Source organism: Aminobacter niigataensis (genome assembly GCF_946995915.1).
Lineage (GTDB): Bacteria > Pseudomonadota > Alphaproteobacteria > Rhizobiales > Rhizobiaceae > Aminobacter > Aminobacter niigataensis.
Genome location: NZ_OX341517.1, coordinates 3173034 through 3199114, shown reverse-complemented (window position 1 = coordinate 3199114; position 26081 = coordinate 3173034). Strand labels below are relative to the sequence as shown.

General features: G+C 63.8%; 27 protein-coding genes. 4 read left to right on the top strand and 23 right to left on the bottom strand.

The window, feature by feature from the left end:
- Window positions 1–35: 35 nt before the first annotated feature.
- Together O1Y97_RS15615 and O1Y97_RS15610 are read right to left on the bottom strand one after the other, a co-directional pair.
- Window positions 36–569: a gluconate 2-dehydrogenase subunit 3 family protein gene (locus O1Y97_RS15615; RefSeq protein ID WP_318761605.1), complete on the bottom strand. Its 534-nt coding sequence runs from the start codon at window positions 567–569 to the stop codon at window positions 36–38.
- A 72-nt stretch (window positions 570–641) separates the two neighbouring features.
- Window positions 642–1037, bottom strand: a complete 396-nt coding sequence (locus O1Y97_RS15610) for a VOC family protein (protein ID WP_318761604.1) — start codon at window positions 1035–1037, stop codon at window positions 642–644.
- Window positions 1038–1240: 203 nt separating this feature from the next.
- Here O1Y97_RS15610 and O1Y97_RS15605 point away from each other — a divergent pair, with 203 nt between their 5' ends.
- Window positions 1241–1546, top strand: coding sequence for a ribbon-helix-helix domain-containing protein (locus O1Y97_RS15605; protein ID WP_108608048.1), 306 nt, complete (start codon window positions 1241–1243; stop codon window positions 1544–1546).
- Between the two features lie 90 nt (window positions 1547–1636).
- On the opposite strand, the gene O1Y97_RS15600 is transcribed toward O1Y97_RS15605, so the two are convergent.
- From O1Y97_RS15600 to crcB, 5 genes are all read right to left on the bottom strand, one after another.
- Complete coding sequence (locus tag O1Y97_RS15600; RefSeq protein ID WP_318761603.1) at window positions 1637–2677, bottom strand: glutamine synthetase beta-grasp domain-containing protein; 1041 nt, start codon at window positions 2675–2677, stop codon at window positions 1637–1639.
- Window positions 2678–2890: 213 nt separating this feature from the next.
- Window positions 2891–3685 (bottom strand): ATP12 family chaperone protein, encoded by a 795-nt coding sequence (locus tag O1Y97_RS15595; protein WP_318761602.1) that lies wholly within the window; start codon window positions 3683–3685, stop codon window positions 2891–2893.
- A 29-nt stretch (window positions 3686–3714) separates the two neighbouring features.
- Entirely contained in the window at window positions 3715–4365 is a 651-nt protein-coding gene (locus O1Y97_RS15590) for an HAD-IA family hydrolase (protein WP_318764221.1), read from the bottom strand.
- 35 nt (window positions 4366–4400) lie between these two features.
- Window positions 4401–5384, bottom strand: a complete 984-nt coding sequence (locus tag O1Y97_RS15585; protein ID WP_108608046.1) for an RluA family pseudouridine synthase — start codon at window positions 5382–5384, stop codon at window positions 4401–4403.
- A gap of 35 nt (window positions 5385–5419) precedes the next feature.
- A complete protein-coding gene (gene crcB, locus O1Y97_RS15580) occupies window positions 5420–5797 on the bottom strand; it encodes a fluoride efflux transporter CrcB (protein WP_318764220.1) in 378 nt (125 codons plus the stop codon).
- A 157-nt stretch (window positions 5798–5954) separates the two neighbouring features.
- Between crcB and mazG the strand changes: the two genes are divergently transcribed.
- Complete coding sequence (mazG, locus tag O1Y97_RS15575) at window positions 5955–6779, top strand: nucleoside triphosphate pyrophosphohydrolase (RefSeq protein WP_318761601.1); 825 nt, start codon at window positions 5955–5957, stop codon at window positions 6777–6779.
- Window positions 6780–6785: 6 nt separating this feature from the next.
- Here mazG and hflX read toward each other — a convergent pair whose 3' ends face one another.
- The 9 genes from hflX to dusB form a co-directional block, all read right to left on the bottom strand.
- Window positions 6786–8120: a GTPase HflX gene (hflX, locus tag O1Y97_RS15570; RefSeq protein ID WP_318764219.1), complete on the bottom strand. Its 1335-nt coding sequence runs from the start codon at window positions 8118–8120 to the stop codon at window positions 6786–6788.
- Between the two features lie 57 nt (window positions 8121–8177).
- On the bottom strand, window positions 8178–8423 hold the full coding sequence (gene hfq / locus O1Y97_RS15565) for an RNA chaperone Hfq (protein ID WP_018428055.1): 246 nt from the start codon (window positions 8421–8423) through the stop codon (window positions 8178–8180).
- A 138-nt stretch (window positions 8424–8561) separates the two neighbouring features.
- Window positions 8562–9425, bottom strand: coding sequence for a D-amino-acid transaminase (locus O1Y97_RS15560; protein WP_318761600.1), 864 nt, complete (start codon window positions 9423–9425; stop codon window positions 8562–8564).
- A 78-nt stretch (window positions 9426–9503) separates the two neighbouring features.
- Complete coding sequence (trkA, locus tag O1Y97_RS15555) at window positions 9504–10880, bottom strand: Trk system potassium transporter TrkA (protein WP_108608042.1); 1377 nt, start codon at window positions 10878–10880, stop codon at window positions 9504–9506.
- Between the two features lie 32 nt (window positions 10881–10912).
- Window positions 10913–12274, bottom strand: coding sequence for a nitrogen assimilation response regulator NtrX (ntrX, locus tag O1Y97_RS15550; protein WP_318761599.1), 1362 nt, complete (start codon window positions 12272–12274; stop codon window positions 10913–10915).
- On the bottom strand, window positions 12264–14609 hold the full coding sequence (locus O1Y97_RS15545; RefSeq protein ID WP_404801185.1) for a sensor histidine kinase NtrY-like: 2346 nt from the start codon (window positions 14607–14609) through the stop codon (window positions 12264–12266). The genes ntrX and O1Y97_RS15545 overlap by 11 nt, the downstream gene beginning before the upstream one ends.
- An 82-nt stretch (window positions 14610–14691) precedes the next feature.
- A complete protein-coding gene (ntrC, locus tag O1Y97_RS15540) occupies window positions 14692–16149 on the bottom strand; it encodes a nitrogen regulation protein NR(I) (RefSeq protein WP_318761597.1) in 1458 nt (485 codons plus the stop codon).
- Window positions 16146–17288: a two-component system sensor histidine kinase NtrB gene (locus tag O1Y97_RS15535; protein WP_318761596.1), complete on the bottom strand. Its 1143-nt coding sequence runs from the start codon at window positions 17286–17288 to the stop codon at window positions 16146–16148. The genes ntrC and O1Y97_RS15535 overlap by 4 nt, the downstream gene beginning before the upstream one ends.
- On the bottom strand, window positions 17285–18307 hold the full coding sequence (gene dusB, locus O1Y97_RS15530) for a tRNA dihydrouridine synthase DusB (RefSeq protein WP_318761595.1): 1023 nt from the start codon (window positions 18305–18307) through the stop codon (window positions 17285–17287). Before dusB ends, O1Y97_RS15535 begins: the two co-directional genes overlap by 4 nt.
- A 140-nt stretch (window positions 18308–18447) precedes the next feature.
- Here dusB and O1Y97_RS15525 point away from each other — a divergent pair, with 140 nt between their 5' ends.
- On the top strand, window positions 18448–19671 hold the full coding sequence (locus O1Y97_RS15525) for a bifunctional 2-C-methyl-D-erythritol 4-phosphate cytidylyltransferase/2-C-methyl-D-erythritol 2,4-cyclodiphosphate synthase (protein WP_318761594.1): 1224 nt from the start codon (window positions 18448–18450) through the stop codon (window positions 19669–19671).
- Window positions 19668–20174: a CinA family protein gene (locus tag O1Y97_RS15520; protein WP_318761593.1), complete on the top strand. Its 507-nt coding sequence runs from the start codon at window positions 19668–19670 to the stop codon at window positions 20172–20174. Before O1Y97_RS15525 ends, O1Y97_RS15520 begins: the two co-directional genes overlap by 4 nt.
- Here O1Y97_RS15520 and O1Y97_RS15515 read toward each other — a convergent pair.
- From O1Y97_RS15515 to O1Y97_RS15485, 7 genes are all read right to left on the bottom strand, one after another.
- A complete protein-coding gene (locus O1Y97_RS15515) occupies window positions 20150–20611 on the bottom strand; it encodes a type II toxin-antitoxin system RatA family toxin (protein ID WP_318761592.1) in 462 nt (153 codons plus the stop codon). The two genes, O1Y97_RS15520 and O1Y97_RS15515, sit on opposite strands and share 25 nt — an antisense overlap.
- An 18-nt stretch (window positions 20612–20629) precedes the next feature.
- Window positions 20630–21592 carry a lipoyl synthase gene (gene lipA / locus O1Y97_RS15510; protein WP_318761591.1) on the bottom strand — a complete coding sequence of 321 codons (963 nt, stop codon included), beginning with the start codon at window positions 21590–21592 and terminating at the stop codon, window positions 20630–20632.
- A 12-nt stretch (window positions 21593–21604) separates the two neighbouring features.
- On the bottom strand, window positions 21605–21886 hold the full coding sequence (locus O1Y97_RS15505; RefSeq protein ID WP_108608032.1) for a GlsB/YeaQ/YmgE family stress response membrane protein: 282 nt from the start codon (window positions 21884–21886) through the stop codon (window positions 21605–21607).
- 82 nt (window positions 21887–21968) lie between these two features.
- Window positions 21969–23414, bottom strand: coding sequence for a dihydrolipoyl dehydrogenase (lpdA, locus tag O1Y97_RS15500; RefSeq protein WP_318761590.1), 1446 nt, complete (start codon window positions 23412–23414; stop codon window positions 21969–21971).
- A 15-nt stretch (window positions 23415–23429) separates the two neighbouring features.
- Entirely contained in the window at window positions 23430–24011 is a 582-nt protein-coding gene (locus tag O1Y97_RS15495; protein WP_318761589.1) for a GNAT family N-acetyltransferase, read from the bottom strand.
- 1 nt (window position 24012) lies between these two features.
- Window positions 24013–24651, bottom strand: a complete 639-nt coding sequence (locus tag O1Y97_RS15490; protein WP_318761588.1) for an SGNH/GDSL hydrolase family protein — start codon at window positions 24649–24651, stop codon at window positions 24013–24015.
- A 49-nt stretch (window positions 24652–24700) separates the two neighbouring features.
- The gene (locus O1Y97_RS15485; RefSeq protein WP_318761587.1) at window positions 24701–26068 is read right to left on the bottom strand and encodes a pyruvate dehydrogenase complex dihydrolipoamide acetyltransferase; all 1368 of its coding nucleotides are present in this window, start codon (window positions 26066–26068) and stop codon (window positions 24701–24703) included.
- Window positions 26069–26081 lie beyond the last annotated feature (13 nt).

Sequence of the window (26081 nt, the reverse complement as noted above, 5' to 3'; positions counted from 1 at the left end):
ATGCTGAAAAGGCTGGATTCGCGACAGGGGTCCGATCAGAGCCACTCGATGTCGTCGAAGCCGCGCGCGATGTATCCGCCCTTGGAGTAGGACTCGCCCTCGTAACCGAAGATCGGCCACACCTCCTTCTGGTTGTAGAGGCCGACGACAAGCCCGCCGCGGATCGCCTGGAAAAATGGCGTGTCCTCGATCTGCCGGAGGATGGCCACTCGATCGTCCTCCCAGCCAAGGCCAGTATATCCGCCCGCGCCCGATTTCTGGTCGAGGTCGGCAATACCCTTCTCGATGAGGTCCTTGTGCGCCGCATCCTTGCCGGCCTGCTCGTCGTGGCTCTTGATGGCGATGGCGTAGAACTTGTCCGGCACCTGATCGTGGGGATAGACGTCGCGCGCCATCTGGATCAGCGTTGCCAGCGTTTCCGGCTTCAATGCCGTGCTCTCGAGCCCCCATGCTTCGCCCGCGCTGAACACGGCTGAGCCGCTGATGATAAGCAGCGCGCCGGCAGCGCTACCGCGCTTGAGCAGTTCGCGCCGCGACAGGCCGGACTTGCCTTGATAGATCGTCACCATGATTTTCCTCCCTTGCTTGCTATGCGCCGTCGGCGCTTGGCTGGCGCGGCGCTCTCCCTCGCCGCGTATGCTTCACTTGAACCGGCCTCCCCGCTGCAAAACCTCGATCTTGTAGCCGTCGGGGTCTTCGATGAAGAAGAAGCGGGCGAGCGGCTTGCCGCCCGGCGCGAAGTCGACGATGTCCTTGGGGGTCAGACCGGCCGCAACGAACCGCCGGTGCGTGGCTTCCACGTCGTCCACCGACACGGCCAAGTGACCGTAACCGTCGCCCAAGACGTAGGGCTCGGTCCGGCCCCTGTTGACGGTCAGCTCGACCTCGAATTCGGTTTCCGGGTTGCTGAGATAGATCAGGGTGAACGTCTCGAAATCGAGCCGGTCGGCAATTTCGAGGCCGAAGGCCGTGCGATAGAACGATACCGAACGCGTCTCATCGAGCACGCGCACCATGGAATGTATTGCCTTCGCCATTCGTCCTCCTGGCAGTTAGAAGCAGGAGGATTATGAAATCCGCGCAGCCCCAAGTGGTGGCAGCCCGTTACCACGCGTGCTGGAGCATAGTTTGCTACGCAGGGACGAAAGCATGGTTGCGATGACGTGCTGTTGGGCCGATGATGGCGTCCGACAGCCAGCGCCGGTGCCGCACGCCGGAGCAAGCCATCGGGAGGATTGATATGTGCAGGGTATTTGCCGGACAGGATCCGAAGGGCTATCACCAGATCAACCGGTCGATCCGGATCGCCGGCCATTCGACCAGCATCCAGCTTGAGGCCACCTTCTGGGACCTTCTCGACGAAATCGCGTCTTCTCAGGGGCTGACGACGCCGAAATTCATCTCGAAGCTCTATGACGAGGCGATCGAGATCAACGGAGCGATCCCGAACTTCGCATCCATGCTGCGGACCACATGCGCGCTCTATCTGCGCGGCCACAAGCCCGGCGCCGACGAGATCGAGGCCCTGAAGCGCTACGCTGCATAGACCGACACTCAGCCGCTTGGCTGACCTGATCACGAAAAGAAAACCCCGGGCTGAAACCCGGGGTTTTTCTTGTTCGACGCTGCCTAATGTTTAAGCAGCAGCTTTGGTCTCGACGCTGGTCGGCACCGAGCTGATGGTCTTGAGGATCTGCGAGGCGATCTGGTAGGGGTCGCCCTGCGAGTTCGGACGGCGGTCTTCGAGATAGCCGCGATAGCCGTCACGGACAAAGCTGTGCGGCACGCGCACCGAAGCGCCGCGGTCGGCAACACCCCAGGTGAACACGTCGATCGACGCCGTCTCGTGCTTGCCGGTCAGGCGCAGGTGGTTGTCCGGGCCATAGACAGCGATGTGATCTTCGCGGGCTTCGCCGAACGCATCCATCAGCGCCTCGAAATAGGCCTTGCCGCCGACTTCGCGCAGGTGGGCGGTCGAGAAGTTTGCGTGCATGCCCGAGCCGTTCCAGTCGGTATCGCCCAACGGCTTGCAGTGATACTCGATGTCGATGCCGTATTTTTCGGTCAGGCGCTGCAGCAGGTAGCGAGCGAGCCACATCTCGTCGGCCGCCTTCTTCGAGCCCTTGCCGAAGATCTGGAATTCCCACTGGCCCTTGGCCACTTCGGCGTTGATGCCCTCGTGGTTGATGCCGGCGTCGAGGCAAAGGTCGAGATGCTCTTCGACGATCTGGCGGGCGATATCGCCGACGGCCTGGTAGCCGACGCCGGTGTAGTACGGGCCCTGCGGTGCCGGGAAGCCGGTTTCGGGGAAACCGAGCGGACGGCCGTTCTTATAGAAGAAATATTCCTGCTCGAAGCCGAACCAAGCACCATCGTCTTCGAGGACGGTCGCGCGGGTGTTCGACGGATGCGGCGTGACGCCATCCGGCATCATGACCTCGCACATGACGAGCGCGCCGTTCTTGCGGGCCGGATCGGGATAAACGGCGACCGGCTTGAGCACGCAGTCGGAGCTCTTGCCTTCGGCCTGCTTGGTCGAGCTGCCGTCGAACCCCCAGAGCGGAAGCTGCTCGAGCTTCGGGAACTCCGCGAATTCCTTGACCTGGGTCTTGCCGCGGAGATTGGCCGCCGGCGTGTAACCATCCAGCCAGATGTACTCGAGCTTGTACTTCGTCATGCTATCCTCTCGGTGTCGTGCCTGCCAGCCATTGGCGGCCAGCGTGTCGCAAGAGAAGAAGCAAGCCTCGTGCCAACTCGAAAAAAGCAGGATCCGCGCTGCCGCCGGAGGTCGAGGAAAAAGCCGATGCTCAAAAAACAGGCAAACTAGGGCAGCAACGCTGACATTCTGCCCAAGACTCGGGCGCAGCCCGCCCAGCTGGGCAAGACGGGGTCAGCCGGCCTTCAGCGCCTCGAGCAAAGCCACCGCCGAGACCATGTCGCGCTTGCGATTGGAACGGCGGGCAACGACCTCGGAATCCTGGCCCCAATGCTCGACCTGCCAGTCTTCGTCGACATGGGCGGCAGCCCAGGCCGCCTCGACATCCAACTCGCCGGTTTCGACAGCCAGCGCCAGGAGCGCCGAACCGGTCAGCGTGGTCATCAGATGGAGTGCCGCCAGCCGCATCGGCTCGGCGCGCTGCGACAGGTGGACGCCAAGGGCGGCAATGGCCGCGCGCGGCTGCTCGACATGCATGACGCCCTCGGCCAGAACGAAATGTGCACTGAGCGACGTACGCGCCCAATCCAGCACCGGGTCCCACGCCTCGGACTGGCGCTCGACGAGTTTTTCCGGGCTGTCGGCGCGGTAGCAAAGCAGATCCGACGACGAAAAGCGCAGGATGTCCTCGAGCACGGCCTGCGGGTCGGTGGCAACGCCGTCGATCGCCGTATTGACCAGGCGCAGCACCGGCATAGTGAACGGATCGATGTTTTCGACCTGTGCGGCAAACTCGTCGGCGACCAGTTGCGCGGCTGCCTCAGTCGGCAGGGCAAGCAGCGCCCTGCCCGGCGTACGCACCGGCTTGCCGTCGAGCTGTACGGCATAACCACCCTCGACAGCGGCAACCGAAGTCGTTTCGTAGAACCGCTTGGGCAGTTGCCGGCGCATCGTGCTTTGCGCGCGGCGGATCGGATCGGGATCGGACAGCAAGTCGCCGGTTTCAAGGTCGCTCAGGATGTCACGCATGAGTTCTTCCTATCAGTCGCAAAGGGCAATCAGTCGATGAGGGCGAGCAAATCGCCGGGCTTGGCCAGCACAGTCTCGGCACCGGTAGCCAGCAAGCCTTCGCGGTCATGGTAGCCCCAGGACACACCTATCGCGCGTGCACCGGCACTTCTGGCCATCTGCATGTCATAAATGGCGTCGCCAACCACGAAAGTCGAGGCCGGATCGATGCCGGTTTCGGCGCAACATTCCAGCACCATGGCGGGATGCGGCTTGGAGGGGCAGTCGTCGGCGGTGCGGATGATCACGAAATGGCGCCCTAAACCATAGGTTTCCAGCACACGCTGCACGCCGCGGCGCGACTTGCCGGTGACCATGCCGATCAGCACGTCGTCGCGCCTGGCGAGCACGTCGATCAGTTCGGCGATGCCGTCATAGAGCGGCTCATGGAAAGTCGAGGGCGCGCGCGAGGCGGTGAAATGCGCCTTGTAGCGCTCGGCCAGACGGCCGCACTCGGCATCGAGCGGACGGTCTAGCAACCTCGCAATGGCAAGATCGAGCGTCAGGCCGATGATGCCCTTGGTGGCTTCCAGCGCCGGCTCCGCAAGGCCGGCCTCGCGAAACGTCGCGACCATCGTGGCATGGATGAGGTCGGCGCTGTCGACCAGCGTGCCGTCGCAATCGAACAGCACCAGCTTCAACGCGCCCGCAGCGCTGTCGCGCGACGAGGCTGCCGTCACGCCGGCTCCCCGCTTTCATCATCGAAGCCGATGAGGTTCCAGCTCTGGCGCATATGCGGCGGCATCGGCGCGGTGACGTCGATCACGCCATGGTCTGGGTGCGGAATGACGATGCGGCGCGCATGCAGATGCAGCTTGTTCTGCAGGCCGCCGGGAAATTCCCAGTTGGTGTCGTGTTCGAAATATTTCGGATCGCCGATGATGGGGCAGCCGATAAAGGCAGCGTGCACGCGCAGCTGGTGCGTGCGGCCGGTATAGGGCTCCATCTCCAGCCAGGTCATGGTCTGGGCGGCCTGCTCCAGCACGCGGTAGTAGGAAACCGCATGATCGGCACCCTTTTCGCCATGCTTGGCGACCCGCATGCGGTCGCCGTCGGGCGTTTGTTCCTTGATCAGCCAGGTCGAGATCTTGTCTTCGCGCTTGGGCGGTGCGCCCTTGACCAGGGCCCAGTAGGTCTTCTTGGTTTCGCGGGCACGGAAAGCCTCGGCGAGCTTCATCGCCGCCAGGCGCGTGCGCGCCACGACCAGCACGCCCGAGGTGTCGCGGTCGAGCCGGTGGACCAGGCGCGGCTTTTCGCCCTTCTTGTTGCGCCAGGCCTCGAGCATGTCGTCGAGATGGCGCACGATGCCCGAACCGCCCTGAACGGCGAGGCCGGCCGGCTTGTTGAAGACGAAGACCTTGGAGTCTTCGTAGATCAGCATCTTGGCCAGCACGTCGCCATCGTCCTGATCGCGCATGGTGCGGGCAGTCAGAGGGCCGTCGTTCTTCTTGTCGACTTCGAGCGGCGGGATGCGGATCACCTGGCCCGGCTCGACACGCGTGTCGGCCTTGACGCGGCCGCCGTCGACCCGGATCTGGCCCGAGCGCAGCAGTTTCTGCAGGTGGCCGAAGCCGAGCCCCGGATAGTGGGACTTGAACCAGCGGTCGAGCCTCATGCCCGTTTCGCCGGCTTCCACCGTGATCTGTTCAACGCCTGCCATTGTTCAATTGTCCTTTTCGAAGCGGCCCAATAGCATCAGCCGATGCTTCTTGCGAGCCACATTCCCAGGAACAGGGCCAGGATGGCGCATATGACGCTGGCAAAGGCATAGCCGAAGGCCGGCAAAGTCGATCCGCGCTCCCACAAGGTGGCAAAATCCAGCGAGAACGCCGAAAAGGTGGTGAAGCCGCCCAAAATACCCGTGGCAACGAACAAGCGCAGTTCGTTCGATGTCCCGGTGCGGCGGGCGAGCCAGCCGATGAACAGGCCCATGGCAAACGAACCCACAATGTTGATCGCCAACGTGCCCCAGGGAAAGTTCGACCCCGCCAGCCTGAGTGCTACGAGATTGGCCAGATGGCGCAGCGATGCACCGATGGCGCCGCCGACTGCAACGAGCAATAGATGAAGCATGGGCATGTCCTGCCTGCGTCCGGATTTCTGGTCATTAGCACAGCTACCGAGCGCCACAGGCACGATGGCCGCCGGCGCAAAGGATTAGGCTGTGGACAAGGCCGGCGTGCGGCACGCCATTGTTGGGATAAGGAAAGGCGGGCTATAGCATCGCGCCATGCAACCTTCCAAAGATATCTCCCGCCTGATCGAGATCATGGCTGCCCTGCGCGAGCCCGAAACCGGCTGTCCCTGGGACATCGAGCAGAACTTCGCGACCATTGCGCCCTACACGATCGAGGAAGCCTACGAGGTCGCCGACGCGATCTCGCGCAATGACATCGACCATCTGCGCGAGGAACTCGGCGATCTGCTGCTGCAGGTCGTCTATCACGCCCAGATGGCCGAGGAAGCGGGCGAGTTTGCCTTCGGCGACGTGGTCGAAGCCATTACCACCAAGATGATCCGCAGGCATCCGCATGTCTTCGGCGACGCCAAGGCGCGCGAGGCGCGTTCGGCCAAGGGCATGTGGGAGAAGATCAAGGCCGAAGAGAAGGCCGAGCGGCGCGCGGCGCGCATCGCCCGCGGACTCGACCCTGAAGATCACGGCCACGGTTTTCTGGACGGGGTGCCGGTGGCGCTGCCAGCACTTACCCGTGCGCTCAAACTACAGGAGAAGGCGGCGCGCGTCGGCTTCGACTGGGGCGAGGCAGCACCCATCCTCGACAAGATCGAAGAAGAGATCGGCGAGTTGCGCGAGGCCATGGCCAACGGCGATCAGGCCGCGGTCAAGGACGAGTTCGGCGACATGCTGTTTGCGCTGGTCAATCTCGGCCGCCACCTGCAGCTCGATTCCGAGGCTGCGCTGTCAGGAACCAACGACAAGTTCCGCAAGCGGTTCCACTACGTCGAAAAGTCGCTCAACGATGCTGGCCACAGCCTGGAGGCGGCAACGCTCGACGAGATGGAAGCCTTGTGGCAGCAGGCAAAGAGCGCGAAATAACGCGCCCTAGCCTTTGTTTTTGCGTAGTATTCTCGCCGCGATCTCGTCGCGCGCCGAAGCGGTTGCCTTGAGCGTCATCGACACGCTGCCATCGTCATTGTCGGTGCGCGAAACCACGTCGCCATTGCGATAGAGCCAATCGATCTGGCCAAGCTGGCTGGGTTCCAGCGTGACGTCGATCGATTCGAGCTCGCCCGAGACGCGCTGCTCGATCAAGCCGGCAAGTGCAGGGATGCCCTCGCCGGTGATTGCCGAGATCGCGATCGGCGGCAGCTTGCGGCCATCGGAGCCGTCGGAAAGCAGGCGCTCGCGATTGCCCTCGTCGAGCTGGTCGATCTTGTTCCAGACTTCGACCACCCGGTCGGTATCCGCCGCATCGACGCCAAGATCGGCAAGGATGCGTTCGACATCCTCGGCCTGGGCCGCGGTATCCGGATCGGAAATATCCCTGAGATGAATGACGAGGTCGGCTTCGACCACTTCTTCCAGCGTCGCCCGGAAGGCGGCGATCAGGTGCGTCGGCAGGTCGGAGATGAAACCGACGGTGTCGGACAGGATGATCGGCGTGCCGTGCGGCAGCCGCACCCGGCGCAACGTCGGATCAAGCGTGGCAAACAGCATGTCCTCGGCCAGCACGCTGGCGCCGGTCAGCCGGTTGAACAGCGTCGACTTGCCGGCGTTGGTGTAGCCGACGATGGCGACGACCGGGAACGGCACCTTGCGGCGCTTGGCACGGTGCAGGTCGCGTGTGCGGACCACCGTCTCCAGCTCGCGCTTGAGCTTGATGATCTTTTCCTGGAGCGCGCGCCTGTCGGATTCGATCTGCGTTTCACCCGGACCGCCGAGGAAGCCCGCACCGCCGCGCTGGCGCTCGAGGTGGGTCCAGCTGCGAACCAGCCGGCCCTTCTGGTAGTTGAGATGGGCAAGCTCGACCTGCAGCGTGCCTTCCTTGGTGCGCGCCCGCCGACCGAAGATTTCGAGGATCAGCCCGGTGCGGTCGAGCACCTTGGCGTTCATCTCTTTTTCGAGGTTGCGTTGCTGCACCGGCGTTAGCGGATGGTCGACGATGACCAGTTCCGCGCCGCGCTCCTTCACGATCTCAGCGAACTCCTCGACCTTACCGGTGCCCAGCAGAGTTGCCGGGCGCGGGTCGTTGAGCGTGACGATCGCGGTATGAACGGGTTCGAGATCGATGGCGCGGGCGAGCCCCACGGCTTCGTCGTGGCGAGCGTCGGCCGAACGCTGCAGCCGCGGACGTGCGCTGTCGTCGTCACCCTTGGGCTGGCGCGTCAGCACCGGCACGATGACGACCGCGCGCGTGGGGGCTTTGTCGCCCCCTATCGATTCGGGTCCATTGCTGGCACCGGCCTTGGCGCCGGCGTTCCTGTCGCGTGCCAATCAGCCGCCCTGGCTTTCCTCGCCATCGAACATCTGAACCGGCTGGCTCGGCATGATCGTGGAGATGGCATGCTTGTAGACGAGCTGGGAATGCCCGTCACGGCGCAACAAAACACAGAAATTGTCGAAGGAAGTAACGACTCCGGTCAATTTCACGCCGTTAATAAGGAAAATGGTGAGTGGGTTTTTGCTCTTGCGAACTGAATTCAGGAAAAGGTCCTGAAGATTCTGCGATCGTTCCGCCATTGTTTTTTTCTTTCGCCGATCCCTGTCTGCTGCCAATGCGCCAAATTACCGGGCTCATGTCAAGCGAGCAAACACCCCTTGCCACATCGCGCGGCAAGCTGAACGAGATGAATTTAACCATTTACGCCCAAGCGGTTATCAGGCTTGGATTTTTTCCGCAACGTCAAAAAAGGCTTCGCGCAGGGAAAGCGCCACCGATCCGGGGTGTCCATTGGCGACGGGCTGGCCGTCGATGGCGACAATCGGCATGATGACGGTCGTCGCAGCCGTGATGAACGCTTCGCGCGCTGCCTTGGCTTCCTCGACGGTAAAACCGCGTTCCTCGACCGTCAGCCCGAGCTTCTCGGCGACCTTGAACAGCGTGGCCCGGGTGATGCCGCGCAGGATACCGTGATCGGCCGGGCGCGTGACCAGCACACCGTCCCTGGTGACGATCCAGGCGTTGGTGGCTGCCCCTTCCTTGACCGTGCCGTCCGGATCGACGAACCACGCCTCCTGGGCGCCGGCTTCCTTGGCCTGCTGGCGCGCCAGGACGTTGGGCAGGAGACCGACAGTCTTGATGTCGACGCGCTCCCAGCGGTTTTCCGGCACGGTGATGACCTTGAGCCCTGCCCCGGCCTTCTTGGCCGCGGCCACGGGGTCGGTGCGCTTGGCGGTTACCACCAGTGCGGGACGCGTGCCGCTTGCCGGAAAGACGTGATCGCGCGGCGCCACGCCGCGCGTCACCTGGAGGTAGACCATGCCATTATGGACGCGGTTGCGGCGGATGACCTCACGCATGACATGCACGAGCACGGCGCGATTGACCGGCCAGTCGATCCTGAGTTCCGACAGCGAACGGCCGAGCCGGTCGAGGTGGCCGACGCTGTCGACGATGAAGCCGCGCGCCACCTCGCAAACCTCGTAGACGCCGTCGGCGAACTGGTAGCCGCGGTCCTCGATATGCACGGAGGCATCTGAATGGGCGACGTAGCGGCCGTTGACGTAAGCGATGCGCGGCATGGTTTTCGTGACCCTCGGAATTTTACGGAGTTCTAGTCGATCTGCGACGGGCGGCAACGGTCAATTGGCTGGACCAGGTCAGAAGAATTCGAGACTGACCCGGAACATCTGCTCGACCTGCTTGACCGCCTTGTCGAGCGCGAAAATGACGACGCGGTCCTTGGGCTTTATCTGCACCGAACCGCTCGGCTTGACGATCTTGCCGTCGCGATAGATCGCGCCGATGCGCATGCCATCGGGCAATTCGAGGTCGCGCAGCAACGTGCCGACCAGCGGCGACGTTTCCAGCGCCTCGGCTTCGATGATTTCGGCGGCTCCCCGCTGGATCGAGTGGACCTGGCGGATGCGCCCGCGCCGGACGTGCTGGAGAACCCGCGAGATGGTCACCGCACTCGGATTGACATGCGCGTCGATGCCGAGCGGCTTGGTGAGATCGTGATAGGCCGGATTGTTGATGAGGGCGAGGTTGCCCTTGCAGCCGAGCCGCTTGGCCATGACCGAGGACAGGATGTTGACCTGGTCGTTGTTGGTCAGCGCCACCATCAGGTCGGCATCCTGGATGTCGGCTTCCATCAGCAGCTTCTGGTCGAGCGCGCTGCCGTTGAGCACCACGGTCCGGCGCAATTCGTCCGCGACCTTGACGGCCCTGTCCCGGTTCGCCTCGATGATCTTGATCTTGGTGCGGCTCTGGCGCTTCTCGATGGTGCGGGCGACATAAAGGCCGATATTGCCGCCGCCGGCGATGACGATGCGCGTTGCCTCCTGCTCGTCATGTCCGAACAGGCCGAGCGTCCGGCGCACCTGTTCCTTGGTCGTCACGACATAGGCGAGATCGCCGGCCACCAGCTGATCGGCCGAATGCGGGATGAACAGGCGGTCGTTGCGGCTGACGCCAACCACCGTCGAGGGCAGATCGGGGAACAGTTCGCTGAGCTGGGCCAGCGGCGTGTTGATGACCGGGCAGTCCTCCAGGCACTCGATCGCCACCATGATGATGTGGTTGTCGGCAAAGCGGACGACGTCGGTCGCGCCCGGCAGCGTAATGCGCCGCAGCACCATCTCGCCGACTTCGAGCTCGGGCGAGATGATCACGTCGATCGGCAGATGCTCGCGCGAAAACAGGTCCTGATAGTGCGGCTGGAGATAGGCTTGCGACCGAATGCGCGCGACCTTCATGGGCACGTTGAACAGCGCGTGCGCCACTTCGCAGGCAACGATGTTGACCTCGTCGAAGAGCGTCACGGCGATGATCATGTCGGCGTTCTGCGCGCCGGCGGCCTCCAGCACTTCCGGATGCGATCCGTGGCCGACGAAGCCACGCACGTCGAGCTGGTCGCGGACCGAATGGATCAGCTCAGGCGCCGTATCGATGATCGAGACGTCGTTCTTTTCCGCCGCCAACCGTTCGGCAATGCCGTAACCGACCTGCCCGGCCCCGCAGATGATTACGCGCATGCGGGATCTCTATCCTGACTGCCAGCCACAGCTTACACGCCCAGCGACTTGAGTTTGCGGTGCAGCGCGGAGCGCTCCATGCCTATGAACTCGGCCGTCTTGGAGATGTTGCCGCCGAAGCGATTGATCTGGGCAATGAGATATTCCTTTTCGAACATCTCGCGCGCTTCGCGCAGCGGCAGCGCCATGATGTGCTGATCGGACTGGTTCGGCGCGCGCGGCATGACGTCGCCGATCTCCGATGGCAGAAGATCGGCCGTGATCGGCGCTTCGGGATTGTCGCTGCGCGCGAGGATCAGCAGGCGTTCGACATTGTTGCGCAACTGGCGCACGTTGCCGGGCCAGTTGTGGGCCTGGAGAACGGCAAGCGCGTCGTCGCCGATGCGGCGTGGCTTGATGCCGGCCTGCTTGGCCATCTGCTTCATGAAATTGTCGACGAGATAGGGAATGTCCTCCCGACGCTCGGCAAGCCCCGGCACCATGACCGGCACGACCGCCAGGCGGTGGTAAAGGTCTTCGCGGAACCGGCCTTCGGCGATCATCGCCTCCAGGTTCTGGGCGGTCGACGAAATGATGCGCACGTCGACCTTGACGCGCTTGGTGCCGCCGACGCGCTCGAACTGCTGCTCGACCAGCACGCGCAGGATCTTGTTCTGGGTCTCGCGTGGCATGTCGGCGATTTCGTCAAGATAGAGGATACCCTGATGGGCCTCCTCGAGGGCGCCGACCTTGCGTTCGCCGCCGTTCGATTCGGTGCCGAACAGCTCGATCTCCATGCGTTCGGGCGTGATCGTGGCGGCATTCAGCGTGACGAACGGGCCGGTCTTGCGCGCGGAGAGCGCGTGGATGGCCCGCGCGGCCATCTCCTTGCCCGAGCCGGACGGACCGATGATCATGACGCGGCTGTTGGTCGGCGCAACCCGGTCGATGGTCTGGCGCAACTGGCTCATCGCCGAGGACATGCCAATCAGGTCATGGGTCTCGCCGCTGCGCATCTTGAGGTCGGAGACCTCGCGCTTGAGCTTCGAGGTTTCGAGCGCGCGCTCGGCGATCAGGATCAGCCGGTCGGCCTTGAATGGCTTTTCGATGAAATCATAGGCGCCACGACGGATCGCCGAAACAGCAGTTTCGATGTTGCCGTGGCCCGAGATCATCACCACGGGCAGGTTGGGATGCAGGGTCTTGATCGCGTCGAGCAGGGCCAGCCCGTCGAGCCGCGAACCCTGGAGCCAGATGTCGAGGAAAACCAGGCGCGGCGCACGATCCGCTATGGCGGCAAGCGCGCTGTCGGCGTCGAACGCCGTGCGGGTTTCGTGACCTTCGTCGCTCAGGATGCCCGCGACCAGTTCACGGATGTCTTCCTCATCGTCAACGATAAGAATATCAGACGCCATTTCCGACCTTCTCGATTTCTTGGGCCTGCGCTGCCTCGTCGGCACTCTTGGGTGCCGCGGCCTCTTCGGCCGCCGCAGGCAGGACCATGCTGATCATCGCGCCGCGCCCGCCATGGAAATCGGCTGGAGCGTCGTGGAGTTCCAATCTTCCGCCGTGGTCCTCGACAATCTTCTTGACGATAGCGAGGCCAAGGCCCGTGCCCTTCTCGCGCGTCGTCATATAGGGCTCGAGCAGCCGCTGGCGATGCTCGCGCGGCAGACCCTTGCCATTGTCGATGACGTCGATCCGGATCGAATTGCCTTCTCGCCGTGCCCGGATCTTGATGACACCGGGCTCGCCGGTCTGGCGTTCCGCCGCCTCGATGGCCTCCGCGGCGTTCTTGATGACATTGCCAAACGCCTGGGCCATCAGGCGGCTGTCAAAGGTGCCCTTGAGCGGGCCCGGGGTGATTTCACGCTCGAAGGCGATGTCGGCACGGCTGACCTCGACCAGGAACGACGCCTCGCGCAGCGGTTCGCGAATGTCGATCACCTTCATTTCCGGCTTGGGCATGCGTGCGAATGCCGAGAACTCGTCGACCATGCGGCCGATATCGCCAACCTGGCGGATGATCGTTTCGGTGCACTGGTCGAAGACCTCGCGGTCCTCGGTGATGACCTTGCCGTAGCGGCGGCGGATGCGTTCGGCCGAAAGCTGGATCGGTGTCAGCGGATTCTTGATCTCGTGGGCGATGCGCCGAGCCACATCGGCCCAGGCCGACGTGCGCTGGGCGGTAACGAGGTCGGTGATGTCGTCGATGGTCACCACATACGACGTGTCATCGGCGTCCATCGCTTCCTTGTCGCCCTCCTCCACCGTCACCTGAACGTTGAAGGTGCGCTCGGCGCCGGCACGGTAGAACGTCACCTGCTCGCGATAGACCGCCCGTCCCGACTTGCGCCCGATCTCGAAGACGCGGCCGACATGCGGCAACAGGATCGACAGGTTCTGGCCGAGCGAATCCGCAGCGGAGATCGCCAGCATCGACTCCGCCGACGGATTGACGATGGTGATGCTGCCATAGGGATCGACGCCGATGACGCCGGCAGTGACGCCGGCAAGCACCGCCTCCGAAAAGCGGCGGCGTTCGTCGATGACGTCCTTGGCGGTCAGGATTTCGTTGCGCTGCGACTTGAGTTCGAGCAGCATGTTGTTGAACGTACCGCTCAATGCGCCGACATCGCCGTCTGACAGCCGCACAGGTACCGACACATCGAGATTGCCGGTCGCAACCTCATCGGCGGCACCGATGAGCTGCCGGATCGGCCGCACCAGCCGATCGGCGACGGCAATGCCGGTCCAGATCGCCGACAGCACGACAATAAGCGTCAGGCCGAGATAGAGCAGCGCGAAGGCAATCTGCGTCGTGCGCCGGCTCGCGCCGAGATCGCGATACTCTTCGGTGTTTGCGGTGACGATCTGGCGCGCCTTGATCACCTCGGGATCGACCAGGCGGATGGTGTAGAGATAGAGCCCTTCGATCTCGCGCAACTTGATGATGGCGCCGACGATGTTGCGCGTCTTCGGCTCGATCAGCACCGGCTTGCCGTCGGCCGCAGCCTGCACTGCCGTGGCCGGAGGTTCGGGCATGGCAAAGTCGGCGCCGGTCTTTGCGCTCATCACGAAAGAGCCGTCGGGTCTGATCAGCGCGGCATGTGCGAGCGCACGCAATTGCGCCTGCCGGCCCATGAAGTCGAGGAAGCCGCTGCGGTCGAGGCCATAGAGCGAGCGCGCATTGTCGAGGTCGTTGGCCATCGACAGGGTGGTGCCCTGCAGGTTGCGCGCATTCTCCTGGACATAGGCTTCGGCGATCGACAGCGACGAATTAACGATGGTCTTCGTCCTGATCTCGAACCAGCGGTCGAGCCCGATATCCAGCGTGATCGACGCGACGATCGCAACCAGCAATGCCGGCAATGCCGCCACCAGTGCGAACATGGTGACGATGCGCACATGCAGGCGGGACGCAGCCTTGCCGCGTCGGCGCGCCATGATGATGCGCTGCACCTCGATCAAGATCAGGCCGACGAGGATCAGGATGAAAACGGCGTTGATGCCGATAAGGGTCAGCGTCGTCGTCGAATCCGGCGTGATCGGCGTGACGCCGACCAGAATGGCGAAGGAGACCGCGGCCGTGACCAGCGCCGCAGCGATCGCCACCACGCCCGGGAGCGCGAGAAGGCGTCTGCCGTCCTGCGTTCCCTTTACGGGTCGGCTTGCTTCTTTTGCTGGTGTTGCCCGGTTCGCCATGCTGCCGTGTAGAGCCATTGAATGCGTCGCATCTATGCAACGCATTGTGGCGATTATGCAACATTTTGTCCGCAAGCGAAAATGTTTCGGCAGGCTTTCGACAGCTAAGCGTTTTGCCTTCGCCTGGTCAGCCTGGACGCGCCGACTTGTAGACGTTGACGCCGAGCTCGCGGATCTTCTTGCGCAACGTATTGCGGTTCAGACCCAGCAATTCGGCGGCCTTGATCTGATTTCCGCGCGTTGCCGTCATCGACGCCAGGACCAGCGGATATTCGACCTCCGCCAAAATGCGCTGGTAGAGGCCGGGCGGCGGCAGGTCGTCGGCGAACATGGCAAAATAGCGCTGCAGGAAATGCTCGACCGCCTGCCCGACCGACAGGTCGTCGGGGATGAGATTGCCGCCGGGAACCACCGGCTGCTCGCCGGTCTTCAGTTCCGATTCGATGATCTCGGCCGAAATCTCGTCTTGTGGATAGAGCGCGGCCAGCCGGCGCACCAGGTTTTCGAGTTCGCGCACATTGCCCGGCCAGGGGTAGCGCTTCATCAGCTCGACGCCGCCGGCGGAGATGCGCTTGGCCTGCAGCCCCTCGCTCACGCCCTGCTTGAAGAAATGCCGCACAAGATCTGGAACGTCCTCGGATCTTTCGCGCAGCGCCGGCAGCCGAAGCGGCACCACATTGAGGCGGTAGAACAGGTCTTCGCGGAACAGGCCCTGGTTGATCAGTGACCTGAGATCCTTGTTGGTGGCGGCGACGATGCGCACGTCGGTCTTGATCGGCGTGCGCCCGCCGACGGTGGTGTATTCGCCCTGCTGGAGCACGCGCAGCAGCCTTGTCTGCGCCTCCATCGGCATGTCGCCGATCTCATCGAGGAACAGTGTGCCGCCCTCGGCCTGCTCGAAGCGGCCGGTCGAGCGGTTCTGCGCGCCGGTGAAGGCACCCTTTTCGTGCCCGAACAGTTCGGACTCGATCAGGTCGCGGGGAATCGCGGCCATATTGATGGCGACGAACGGTCCGTTGCGACGGCGCCCATATTCATGGAGCGCACGCGCCACCAGCTCCTTGCCGGTACCCGATTCGCCCGAGATCATGACGGTAAGGTCCGTCTGCATCATGCGCGCCAGCATGCGGTAGATGTCCTGCATCGCCGCCGAGCGGCCGACCAGCGGCATCGAATCGGGCTGGTCGTCATGGCGCTGCTCGATCTTCGGTCGCCGAGGCTCGGCCAGCGCCCGGTTGACGATGCTGAGCAGTTCGGTGAGGTCGAAGGGCTTGGGCAGGTATTCGTAGGCGCCGGTCTCGGAGGCGCGGATTGCCGTCATGAAGGTGTTCTGGGCGCTCATGACGATGACCGGCAGCTCCGGCCGCGCCTTCTTGATGCGCGGCAGCATGTCGAAGGCGTTCTCGTCGGGCATGACGACGTCGGTGATGACCAGGTCGCCCTCGCCGGCCGCCACCCAGCGCCACAGCGTCGCGGCATTGGAGGTGACGCGCACCTCATGCCCCATGCGCGACAGCGCCTGGTTGAGCACGGTGCGGATGGCCGCATCGTCGTCGGCGACGAGAATGTTTCCGCGCACGCTCATCGATGGTCTCCTTCACTGACGTCGGTCGAATGCCCCGGCAGTTCCTTCCAGGCAGGCATCAGGATGCGGAAGGTGGTGCCACGCGGCGTCGAATCGCATTCGATCACCCCGCCATGGTCGCCGACGATCTTGGCGACCAATGCCAGGCCGAGCCCCGAACCGTTCGGCTTGGTGGTGATGAACGGGTCGAACAGGATCGGCAGGATGTCTTCGGACACGCCCATTCCGTTGTCGTGGACGCAGAATTCCAGTGGCAGCGAGACCCGGTCCTGGGTGCCGGGGATCGACATGCGGATGCCGGGCCGGAAGGCGGTCGACAGCGTGATTTCGCCGCGCGGGTGATGGCCGATCGCCTCGGCGGCGTTCTTGACCAGGTTGAGGAAGATCTGGACCAGTTGGTCGCGGTTGGCATAGACCGGAGGCAATGATGGATCATAATCCTCCAGTATCTTGATACCATTGGCAAAACCGTTCTTGGCGATCGCCTTCACATGATCGAGTACGACATGGATATTGACCGGATAGCGGTCGATGGGTCGCTCGTCTGAGAACACCTCCATGCGGTCGACAAGCTTGACGATCCGGTCGGTTTCGTCGGTGATCAGCCGCGTCAGCGAGCGGTCCTCGTCGGAGGCAGACAGTTCCAGCAGCTGGGCTGCGCCCCTGATGCCGGAAAGCGGGTTCTTGATCTCGTGGGCGAGCATGGCGGCAAGCCCAGTGACCGAGCGCGCCGCGCCACGATGCGTCATCTGGCGGTCGATCTTATCGGCCATAGAGCGTTCCTGGAACATCACCACCACCGATCCCGGCAGCTCCGACACCGGGGCGACGTAGAGGTCGACCATCTTCTCGACGCCAAGACGCGGTGAGGACACATCGACGCGGTATTCGTTGACCGGCGTGAGACGCTCGCGCACCTGCTCGACCAGGGTCAGGATCGGGCTGCCGAAAGGAACGAAGCGCGAAAGATCGCTGCGCGCCAGCACGGTGGCGCTGGAGCGGAAAAAATCCTCGGCGTCGGCATTGGCGAAGGTGATGAAGTTGTCGGGCCCGATCATGATGACCGGGCGCCGGATCGTGTTGAGGACGATCTGCGCGGCATCCGCCGGATCTGCTGCCGGTGCCGGGTTGAACTTCATGCCGCATTCCTTTCGGGTTCGCCAAACGACGTGAGCGCTTCGCGCAGCGACGAAATCACCTGGGCAGGATCGAATGAGGTGAGCACGCCACGGCGCAATTCGTCAGGCACCTCAGCGGCGTGACGGTCGAGATACCAGCCAAGATGCTTGCGCGCCTGGCGCAGGCCGCTCTCGGTGCCGTAAAGCGCCAGCATGTCCTCGTAATGGGCAACCGCGTAGTCGGCCAACGCCGACGCCGAACTCGGCACGCCGGCAGCACTTGCGCCGCTCGCCGCGGCTGCGATCATGCCCGCCGTCCAGGGAGCGCCGTAATGCGAGCGCCCGGCCATGACGGCATCGGCACCGGATTGTTCCAAAATCTCGGCTGCGTCTTCTCGTGTTGCCACGTCGCCATTGGCGACCACAGGAATGCTCACCGCCTGCTTGACACGAGCAATCGCCTGCCAGTCGGCCTTGCCCTTGTAGAACTGGCAGCGCGTGCGGCCGTGAACGGTGACCATGCTGACGCCGGCCTGCTCGGCGCGGCGCGCCAGTTCCGGCGCGTTGAGCACATCGTCGTCCCAACCCAGCCGCATCTTCAGCGTCACCGGCACATCAACCGCCTCGACGACCGCGTCGATCAGGGTCAGCGCGAAGTCGAGGTCGCGCATCAGCGCCGAACCGGCGTAGCCGCCGGTCACCTTCTTGGCCGGGCAACCCATATTGATATCGATTACATCGGCGCCTTCGCCGACGGCGATGCGGGCGGCTTCGGCCATGTGAGCAGCTTCGCGGCCGGCCAGTTGCACCATGTGCACCGGCAGGCCCGAATGGCGGATGCGAAAGCCGCTGGAGCCGCGCCCCTTGGCGAGTTCACCGCTGGCGACCATCTCGGAAACCACCAGGCCAGCGCCGTGGGCATAGGCGCGCGTGCGGAATGCCTCGTCGGTGACGCCAGACATCGGCGCGAGAAACACCCGGTTGCGGATCGTGACGCCGCCGACCAAAAGCGGCTCGCCGAGTTTTGAAAGCTTATTCATGCACAAAAACAAAGCACCATTCGCCTCTGCACAATGAGTAGCCATGATCGCTTCATTGTGCAACTGCGAAATGACAGGGGAATGCGGCGCTTTCTGGATTCTTCTGGCCTTCCTGAGACCTCGCGGCTAAGCCTCTGCGCATGAGTGCAGAAGCCCCCTCCAACCATCCCAATTCGAAGGTCGCGGTCGTCATCGTGGCAGCCGGGCGCGGCGAACGCGCCGGCCAGGCCGAAGGCCCCAAGCAATATCGCAGGATCGGCGGCAAGGCCGTCATCTGGCACACGTTGAAGGCGTTCCTCGATCACCCAAGCGTCGGCCCGGTGGCGGTGGCGATCCATGCCGACGACGCCGAGCTTTTCGCAGCCGCAACGGACGAGTTCGCCGACCGTGTCACGGCAGTCATCGGCGGCGCCACGCGGCAGGATTCGACGCGGCTTGCCCTGCGCGCATTGCAGGATGCGAAGCCGGCCGTAGTGCTCATCCATGACGGCGTTCGACCCTTCATCGGCGCCGATGTCATAGATCGCACGATTGGAGGCATCGACGACGAGCACGGCTCGCTGCCGTCGCTGCCGGTCTCCGATACACTTAAGAGAGAGGCATCCGACAGCACGGTGGCTGAGACCGTGCCGCGCGGGGGCCTGCATGCGGCGCAGACGCCGCAGGGTTTCCCGTTCGGGCCGATCTTCGCCGCGCACCAGCGCGCCTTCGAAGCCGGGCGCAGCGACTTCACCGACGATTCGGCGATCGCAGAATGGGCCGGCATCCCGGTCCGGCTTGTGCTCGGCTCGCCCGACAACATCAAACTGACCTGGGCAAAGGATATCGCCATGGCCGACCAGCGCCTTTCCGGCCACTCACCAAGCTTTCCCGACGTGCGCACCGGCAACGGCTACGACGTGCATTCCTTCGAAACCGGCGACCATGTCTGGCTGTGTGGCGTCAAAATTCCGCATAGCAAGAAGCTGAACGGCCATTCCGACGCCGATGTCGGCCTGCACGCGCTGACCGACGCGCTGTTGGCCACTTGCGGCGCCGGCGACATCGGCACGCATTTCCCACCATCGGACCCGCAATGGAAGGGCGCCGCATCGCGCCAGTTCGTCGAGCATGCTGCAAAAATCGTGCGCGCGCGCGGCGGGCGCATCGCCAATGCCGACATCACCCTGATCTGCGAGGCGCCGCGCGTCGGCCCACACAGGGAGGCGATGACGGCGGAACTGGCCGACATGCTGCGCATCTCGCCGGAGCGTGTCTCGATCAAGGCCACGACCAACGAGAAGCTCGGTTTCGTCGGCCGCGAGGAAGGCATCGCCGCCATCGCAACCGCAAGCGTGGTCTATCCCGGGGAACTGCCTGAATGAGCGACATCGGCGCCCTCGCCTCGGCCCTGCTCGAAGCCTGCGAGGCGCACGGCACGATGATGGCCACCGCCGAAAGCTGCACTGGCGGCATGATCATCGCGGCCCTGACCGACATCGCCGGCTCGTCGCCGGTCGTCGACCGCGGCTTCATCACCTATTCCAACGAAGCCAAGATGGAGATGCTCGGCGTCTCCGAAGCGACACTCAAGGCGCATGGCGCGGTCTCCCGCGAAACGGCGCTTGAAATGGCCGCTGGCGCCCTTGCCCATTCGCGTGCCGGCCTTGCGCTGGCCGTGACCGGCGTTGCCGGCCCCGGCGGCGGCTCGGCTGAAAAACCCGTCGGGCTGGTCTGGTTCGGCGTCGCCAGGAAAGGCATGCCCGTAGAGGCGGAGTTCCGCCTGTTCGAGGACAAGGGCCGCGACTTCATCCGCCGTGAGACGGTGAGGACGGCGCTGCGACTTGGGCTCCGCGCCGTCGATCAGGCCGGGTTCGCCGGCCCGTAGATCGCGTCCGCCCGCTTTTCGAACGCTTCGGCGAACATGCGAAAGGCGCGGTCGAACATCGTGCCCATCAGCGCACCCAGGATGCGGCTCTTGAACTCATAGTCGATGAAGAACTCGACATCCGAACCGCCGCCAACTGCTGCCACGAATTTCCACTCGTTGGTCAGGTAGCGGAACGGCCCGTCGAGGTATTTGACGTCGATGGTGTTCTCCGCGGGCGTGAGCAGGACCTGGGTGGTGAATGTCTCGCGGATCGCCTTGTAGCCCACGGTCATGTCGGCCACGAGGATTTCGCGACCGTCGCGCTCGCGCCGCGAGCGCACGTTCAGCGCTTCGCACAGCGGCAGGAATTCCGGATATTTCTCCACGTCGGCCACAAGCGCGTACATTTCTTCCGGCGAGTGGCTGACCCGGCGCGTGGTTTCGAACTTCGGCATGTTGGCCTGGGGCGCGCGTCAGGCCGACTTGGCGAGACGCGCTTCGCGGGCCGCGCGCAGCTTGGCGAAATCGTCGCCGGCGTGGTGCGACGAGCGCGTCAGCGGGCTTGACGCGACGAGCAGGAAGCCCTTCGACTTGCCGACGGTGGCGTAGGACTCGAACTCGTCCGGCGTCACGAACTTCTTGACCGGGTGATGCTTCTTCGTCGGCTGCAGATACTGGCCGATGGTCATGAAGTCGACATTGGCCGTGCGCAGGTCGTCCATCAACTGAAGCACCTCGTGGCGCTCCTCGCCCAGGCCGACCATGATGCCCGACTTGGTGAAGATGCTGGGATCAAGCTCCTTGACCCGCTGCAGCAGCCGGATCGAGTGGAAGTAACGCGCACCGGGACGCACGGTCAGGTAGTTCGACGGCACCGTTTCGAGATTGTGGTTGAAGACGTCGGGACGGGCAGCGACGACGATCTCGAGCGCGCCTTCCTTGCGCAGGAAGTCGGGTGTCAGGATTTCGATGGTCGTCAACGGCGTCAGCCGGCGGATGGCATGGATGACGTCGGCAAAATGCTGGGCGCCGCCGTCGGCAAGATCGTCACGGTCGACCGAGGTGACGACGACGTGGGTCAGGCCCATCTGGGCGACAGCCTTGGCAACGCTTTCCGGCTCGTTCGGATCGACGGCAGTCGGAATGCCCGTCGCGACATTGCAGAAGGCGCAGGCGCGCGTGCAGATCTCGCCCAGGATCATGAAGGTGGCGTGCTTCTTTTCCCAGCACTCGCCAATATTGGGGCAGCCGGCCTCTTCGCAGACGGTGACCAGCTTGTGCGACTTCACGATGTCGCGCGTTTCCTGGTAGCCACGCGAAACCGGCGCCTTGACGCGGATCCAGTCCGGCTTGCGCAGAACCTCCTGGTCGGGCCGATGGGCCTTTTCGGGGTGCCGTGCGCGCGGACGGTCGTTGAGATCGAGAACAGTGACCATCAGTTCATCCTATCAAGGCTGCCGCGCCTGCGAGCGGCCGAAAATCCAGAGCAAGATCAGGGCGCCTGCGATGGCGACGATGAGGTTGCCCAGGAACCCGTAATAATTGATGCCGAGCAACCCCGCCAGAGTGCCGCCGACAAAGGAACCGGCGATGCCGACGAGGATATTCGTCAAGAAGCCGTGGTCGCGGTTCATCGTCCGCTCGGCGACGTAGCCGGCAAGGAACCCGACGAGCAGCATGCCGAAGAAGCCGACACCGGGCATGCCGAGAATTCCGTAGCTCTGCTCCATCGCTCCTCTCCGGCCAACCATTGGCTTTCAGCTGATATAATGGCATCTGGCGCGCCGCAACAGGCGCGCCGACGCACACACGTCATGCGTTGAGCGCACGCCCATAGGCATCAAGCACACTTTCCTTCATGGTCTCCGAGATCGTCGGATGCGGGAAGATGGTGTGCATCAGCTCTTCCTCGGTGGTTTCGAGGTTCATGGCGACGACAAAACCCTGGATCAGCTCGGTGACCTCGGCGCCGACAAGATGCGCGCCAAGCAACTGGCCGGTCTTCTTGTCGAAGATGGTCTTGACCATGCCCTGGTCTTCGCCCAGCGCAATGGCCTTGCCGTTGGCGACGAAGGGGAAGCGGCCGACGCGGATGTCCTTGCCTTCGGCCTTGGCCTTGGCTTCGGTCAGGCCGACGGATGCGACCTGCGGGTTGCAGTAGGTGCAGCCCGGGATCTTCAGCTTGTCCATCGGGTGGACGTTGGGCAGGCCGGCTATCTTTTCGACGCAGATGACCGCCTCGTGCTCGGCCTTGTGCGCCAGCATGGGCGGACCGGCGACATCGCCGATGGCGTAGATGCCCGGCACGTTGGTCTTGCCGTAGCCGTCGATGACGATGCAGCCACGATCGGTCTTCACGCCAAGCGCTTCCAGGCCGATGTTTTCGATGTTGCCCTGGACGCCGACGGCCGAGATCATGCGATCTGCGGTGATCTTTTCGACCTTGCCGTCCTTCATCTCGACATGGGCGGTGATCGAGTTGGCGCCCTTCTCGACCTTGGTCACCTTGGCCTCGAGATGGATCTTCATGCCCTGCTTGTCGAACTGCTTCTTGGCGAAGGCCGAGATTTCGGCATCCTCGACCGGCATGACGGCAGGCATGACCTCGACGACGGTGACGTCGACGCCCATGGTGCGGTAGAACGAGGCGAACTCGATGCCGATAGCGCCCGAGCCCATGACCAGCAGCGACTTCGGCATTTCCGGCGGCACCATCGCCTCGAAATAGGTCCAGATCAGCTTGCCATCCGGCTCGATGCCGGGCAGCGCGCGCGGCCTGGCACCGGTGGCGACGATAATGTGCTTGGCGCTGTAGGTGCCCTCGCCAAGCGTGTCCTTGGGCAGCGGTGCCTGCGGCTCCATCGGCTTCTTCGACGACTTGGAAACGACGATCTGGCCGGGCTTGGTGAGCTTTGCCTCGCCCCAGATGACGTCGACCTTGTTCTTCTTCATCAGGAAGCCGACGCCGCCATTCATGCGCTGGGCAATGCCGCGCGAACGATCGACAATGGCCTTGAGGTCGGGCGAGATCGAGCCTTCCAGCTTGAGCCCGTAGTTCTTTGCATGTTCGGCGAGGTGCAGCACCTCGGCCGAGCGCAGCAGCGCCTTGGTCGGGATACAGCCCCAATTGGAGCAGATGCCGGCCAGATGCTCGCGCTCGACGACAGCCGTCTTGAGACCGAGCTGGGCCGCACGAATCGCCGCGATGTAGCCGCCGGGACCGGAGCCGATGATGATGACGTCGTAATTCTCAGCCATGAGTGTGCCTCTTGTTCAGGTCGCGCTGCGCGTGAGCAGCACCCAGTCGTGTTTCTTGCCGTTGTCGTCGAGCGGTATGGACGGAAGCCGCGTCACTTCCTCAAATCCGCTGGATTTGTAGAGGCCGAGCGCCACGTCGTTGTCGCCTTCGGTGATCAGGCTGACCGCATGCCCCGCAGCACGTGCGAGCTCGTGGTCGACCAGTCTGCGGCCGATGCCGCGCCCTCGATGGTGCCGGTACACACCGACGCTGTCGATGAACCAGTTGCCGATGGCCTGCATCTGGAGGCCGAGTATCGGCTCAAAAACCGGATGCGGCGCCACTTCGTCGGCGAATGACGGGTCGACCAAGTGGCCGATCACCAAGCCTGCAATCTCGCCTTCCACTTCGGCCAGGCTCGCATCTTTCCAGCCGGCGCGCTCGCTATCGCGGCGCATCTGGTTGCGCCCGTGTTCGAGCGCCGTCTGCGTTGCGCCCTCGAGCACCGCGCCGTACCAGAGCCACGAGGCCAAGCCATGCGACGACAAATCGACAAGGATCGCCATCTCGGCGGCATCGCGCCGTTCGGCCCTGCGGATGGTGACAGCGCCGGCCAAATCAGAGCTCCAGCATCACGCGCACGACAGGCGCGAGTGCATGGCCGATCTTCCGCGTGTTCTCGGCATCGAGATGGACGCCGTCGAGCGGCGTGGTGACCGCCACCGATCCGGCATCGAAAAAGCCGCAGCCAGCCTCGTCGGCCAGTGCCGCGTAAAGCGGTGCAAGCTGTTGGGACGCCTTGTCGCCACCGGCGAACATGTCCTTGAACTCGGCATTGTCGGTGCGGCTGACGGCCGGCGGCGAAATCAGCAGGATGTTTGGTACAGGATAGTCCATGCCGTGGTCGTAGCCCCTGACGATCGACACCAGCCGCGCCATGCCCTGCTTGGCAGCCAGTGGATTGCCGTGAATCCACGGCTTCATGTCATTGGCGCCGAGCATGATGACGACGAGATCGAGCGGCGCATGCGTGCCGAGGATGGTCGGCAAGGTGCGCGCGCCGTTACGGTCGGTGCCGCCGAGATGATCGTCGAATGCGGTGGTGCGGCCGTTCAGCCCTTCGGCGATGACGTGCACGCCTTCGCCCAGTTCAGCCTGCAGCACGCTCGGCCAGCGGTCTTCGAACGCATGGCGGCCGGGACCGGCCGCGTCGTAGCCCCAAGTCAGCGAGTCGCCGTAGCAAAGCACAGTCTTCATGATCGGAGTCCTCGAATCCCCTCCCTTTTGGGGAGGGGAACTTGGGGAACTACACCAGCATGCCCATCGGATTTTCGACGAAGCGCTTGAAGGCCGAGAGGAGCTCGGCACCGAGCGCACCATCGACGGCACGATGATCGGTCGACAGCGTCACCGACATCACGTTGGCGATCTTGATCTCGCCGTTCTTGACCACGGCCCGCTCCTCGCCCGCGCCGACAGCCAGGATGGTGGCGTGCGGCGGGTTGATGACGGCGGCAAAGTCCTTGATGCCGAACATGCCGAGATTGGACACGGCACTGGAGCCGCCCTGATATTCCTCGGGCTTGAGCTTGCGGTTGCGCGCCCGGCCAGCCATGTCCTTCATCTCGTTGGAGATGACCGACAGCGTCTTGATATCGGCCTTCCGGATGATCGGGGTGATCAGACCGCCCGGGATCGACACGGCGACGCCGACATCGGCGTGCTTGTGCTTGACCATGGCCTGGTCCGTCCACGACACATTGGCATCAGGCACGGCCGTCAGCGCCAAGGCCATCGCCTTGATGATCATGTCATTGACCGACAGCTTGTAGGCCGGCACATCGCCCTTGTCGGTCTTGCGCACCGGCGCCGCCGCGTTGAGCTGGGCCCGCAGGGCCAGCAGCGCATCGATTTCGCAGTCGAGCGTCAGGTAGAAATGCGGGATCGTGCTCTTGGCCTCGACAAGGCGGCGCGCGATGGTCTTGCGCATGTTGTCGTGCGGGATGAGCTCGTAGCTGCCTTCTTCGAACAGCTTGAGCACCTGGTCGTCCGACATGCCCTTGGCAGCGGGGGCCGCAGCCGGAGCGCCGGCAGGAGCCTTCGCTGCAGGTGCGGCCTTGGCACCGCCGCCGGCGATCGCCGCCTCGACGTCGGCCTTGACGACACGGCCATGCGGGCCGGTGCCGGTAACGGCCGAAAGGTCGATGCCGGAATCCTTGGCAATGCGGCGGGCGAGCGGCGATGCGATGGTGCGGCCGTCGCTGGAGACAGCGGCGCCGTTGGTTGCAGCCGGTGCAGCGGCGACCGGGGCCGCTGCAGGAGCGGCCGGAGCCGGCGCCGCGGCTGGAGCAGCCTCGGCTTTCGGTGCCTCGGCCTTGGGGGCTACGGCAGGCGCGCCATTGCCGCCCTTGGCCGCAGCACCGACATCCTCGCCTTCAGCAGCGAGAATGGCGATCAGCGAATTGACCTTGACGCCTTCGGTGCCGGCAGGGACGACGAGCTTGGCAACGGTGCCTTCATCGACGGCTTCGACTTCCATCGTCGCCTTGTCGGTCTCGATCTCGGCGATCACGTCGCCCGGCGCAACCTTGTCGCCTTCCTTGACCAGCCACTTGGCCAGATTGCCCTCTTCCATCGTCGGCGAAAGGGCAGGCATGGTGATATTGATCGGCATGATGACCTCCCGC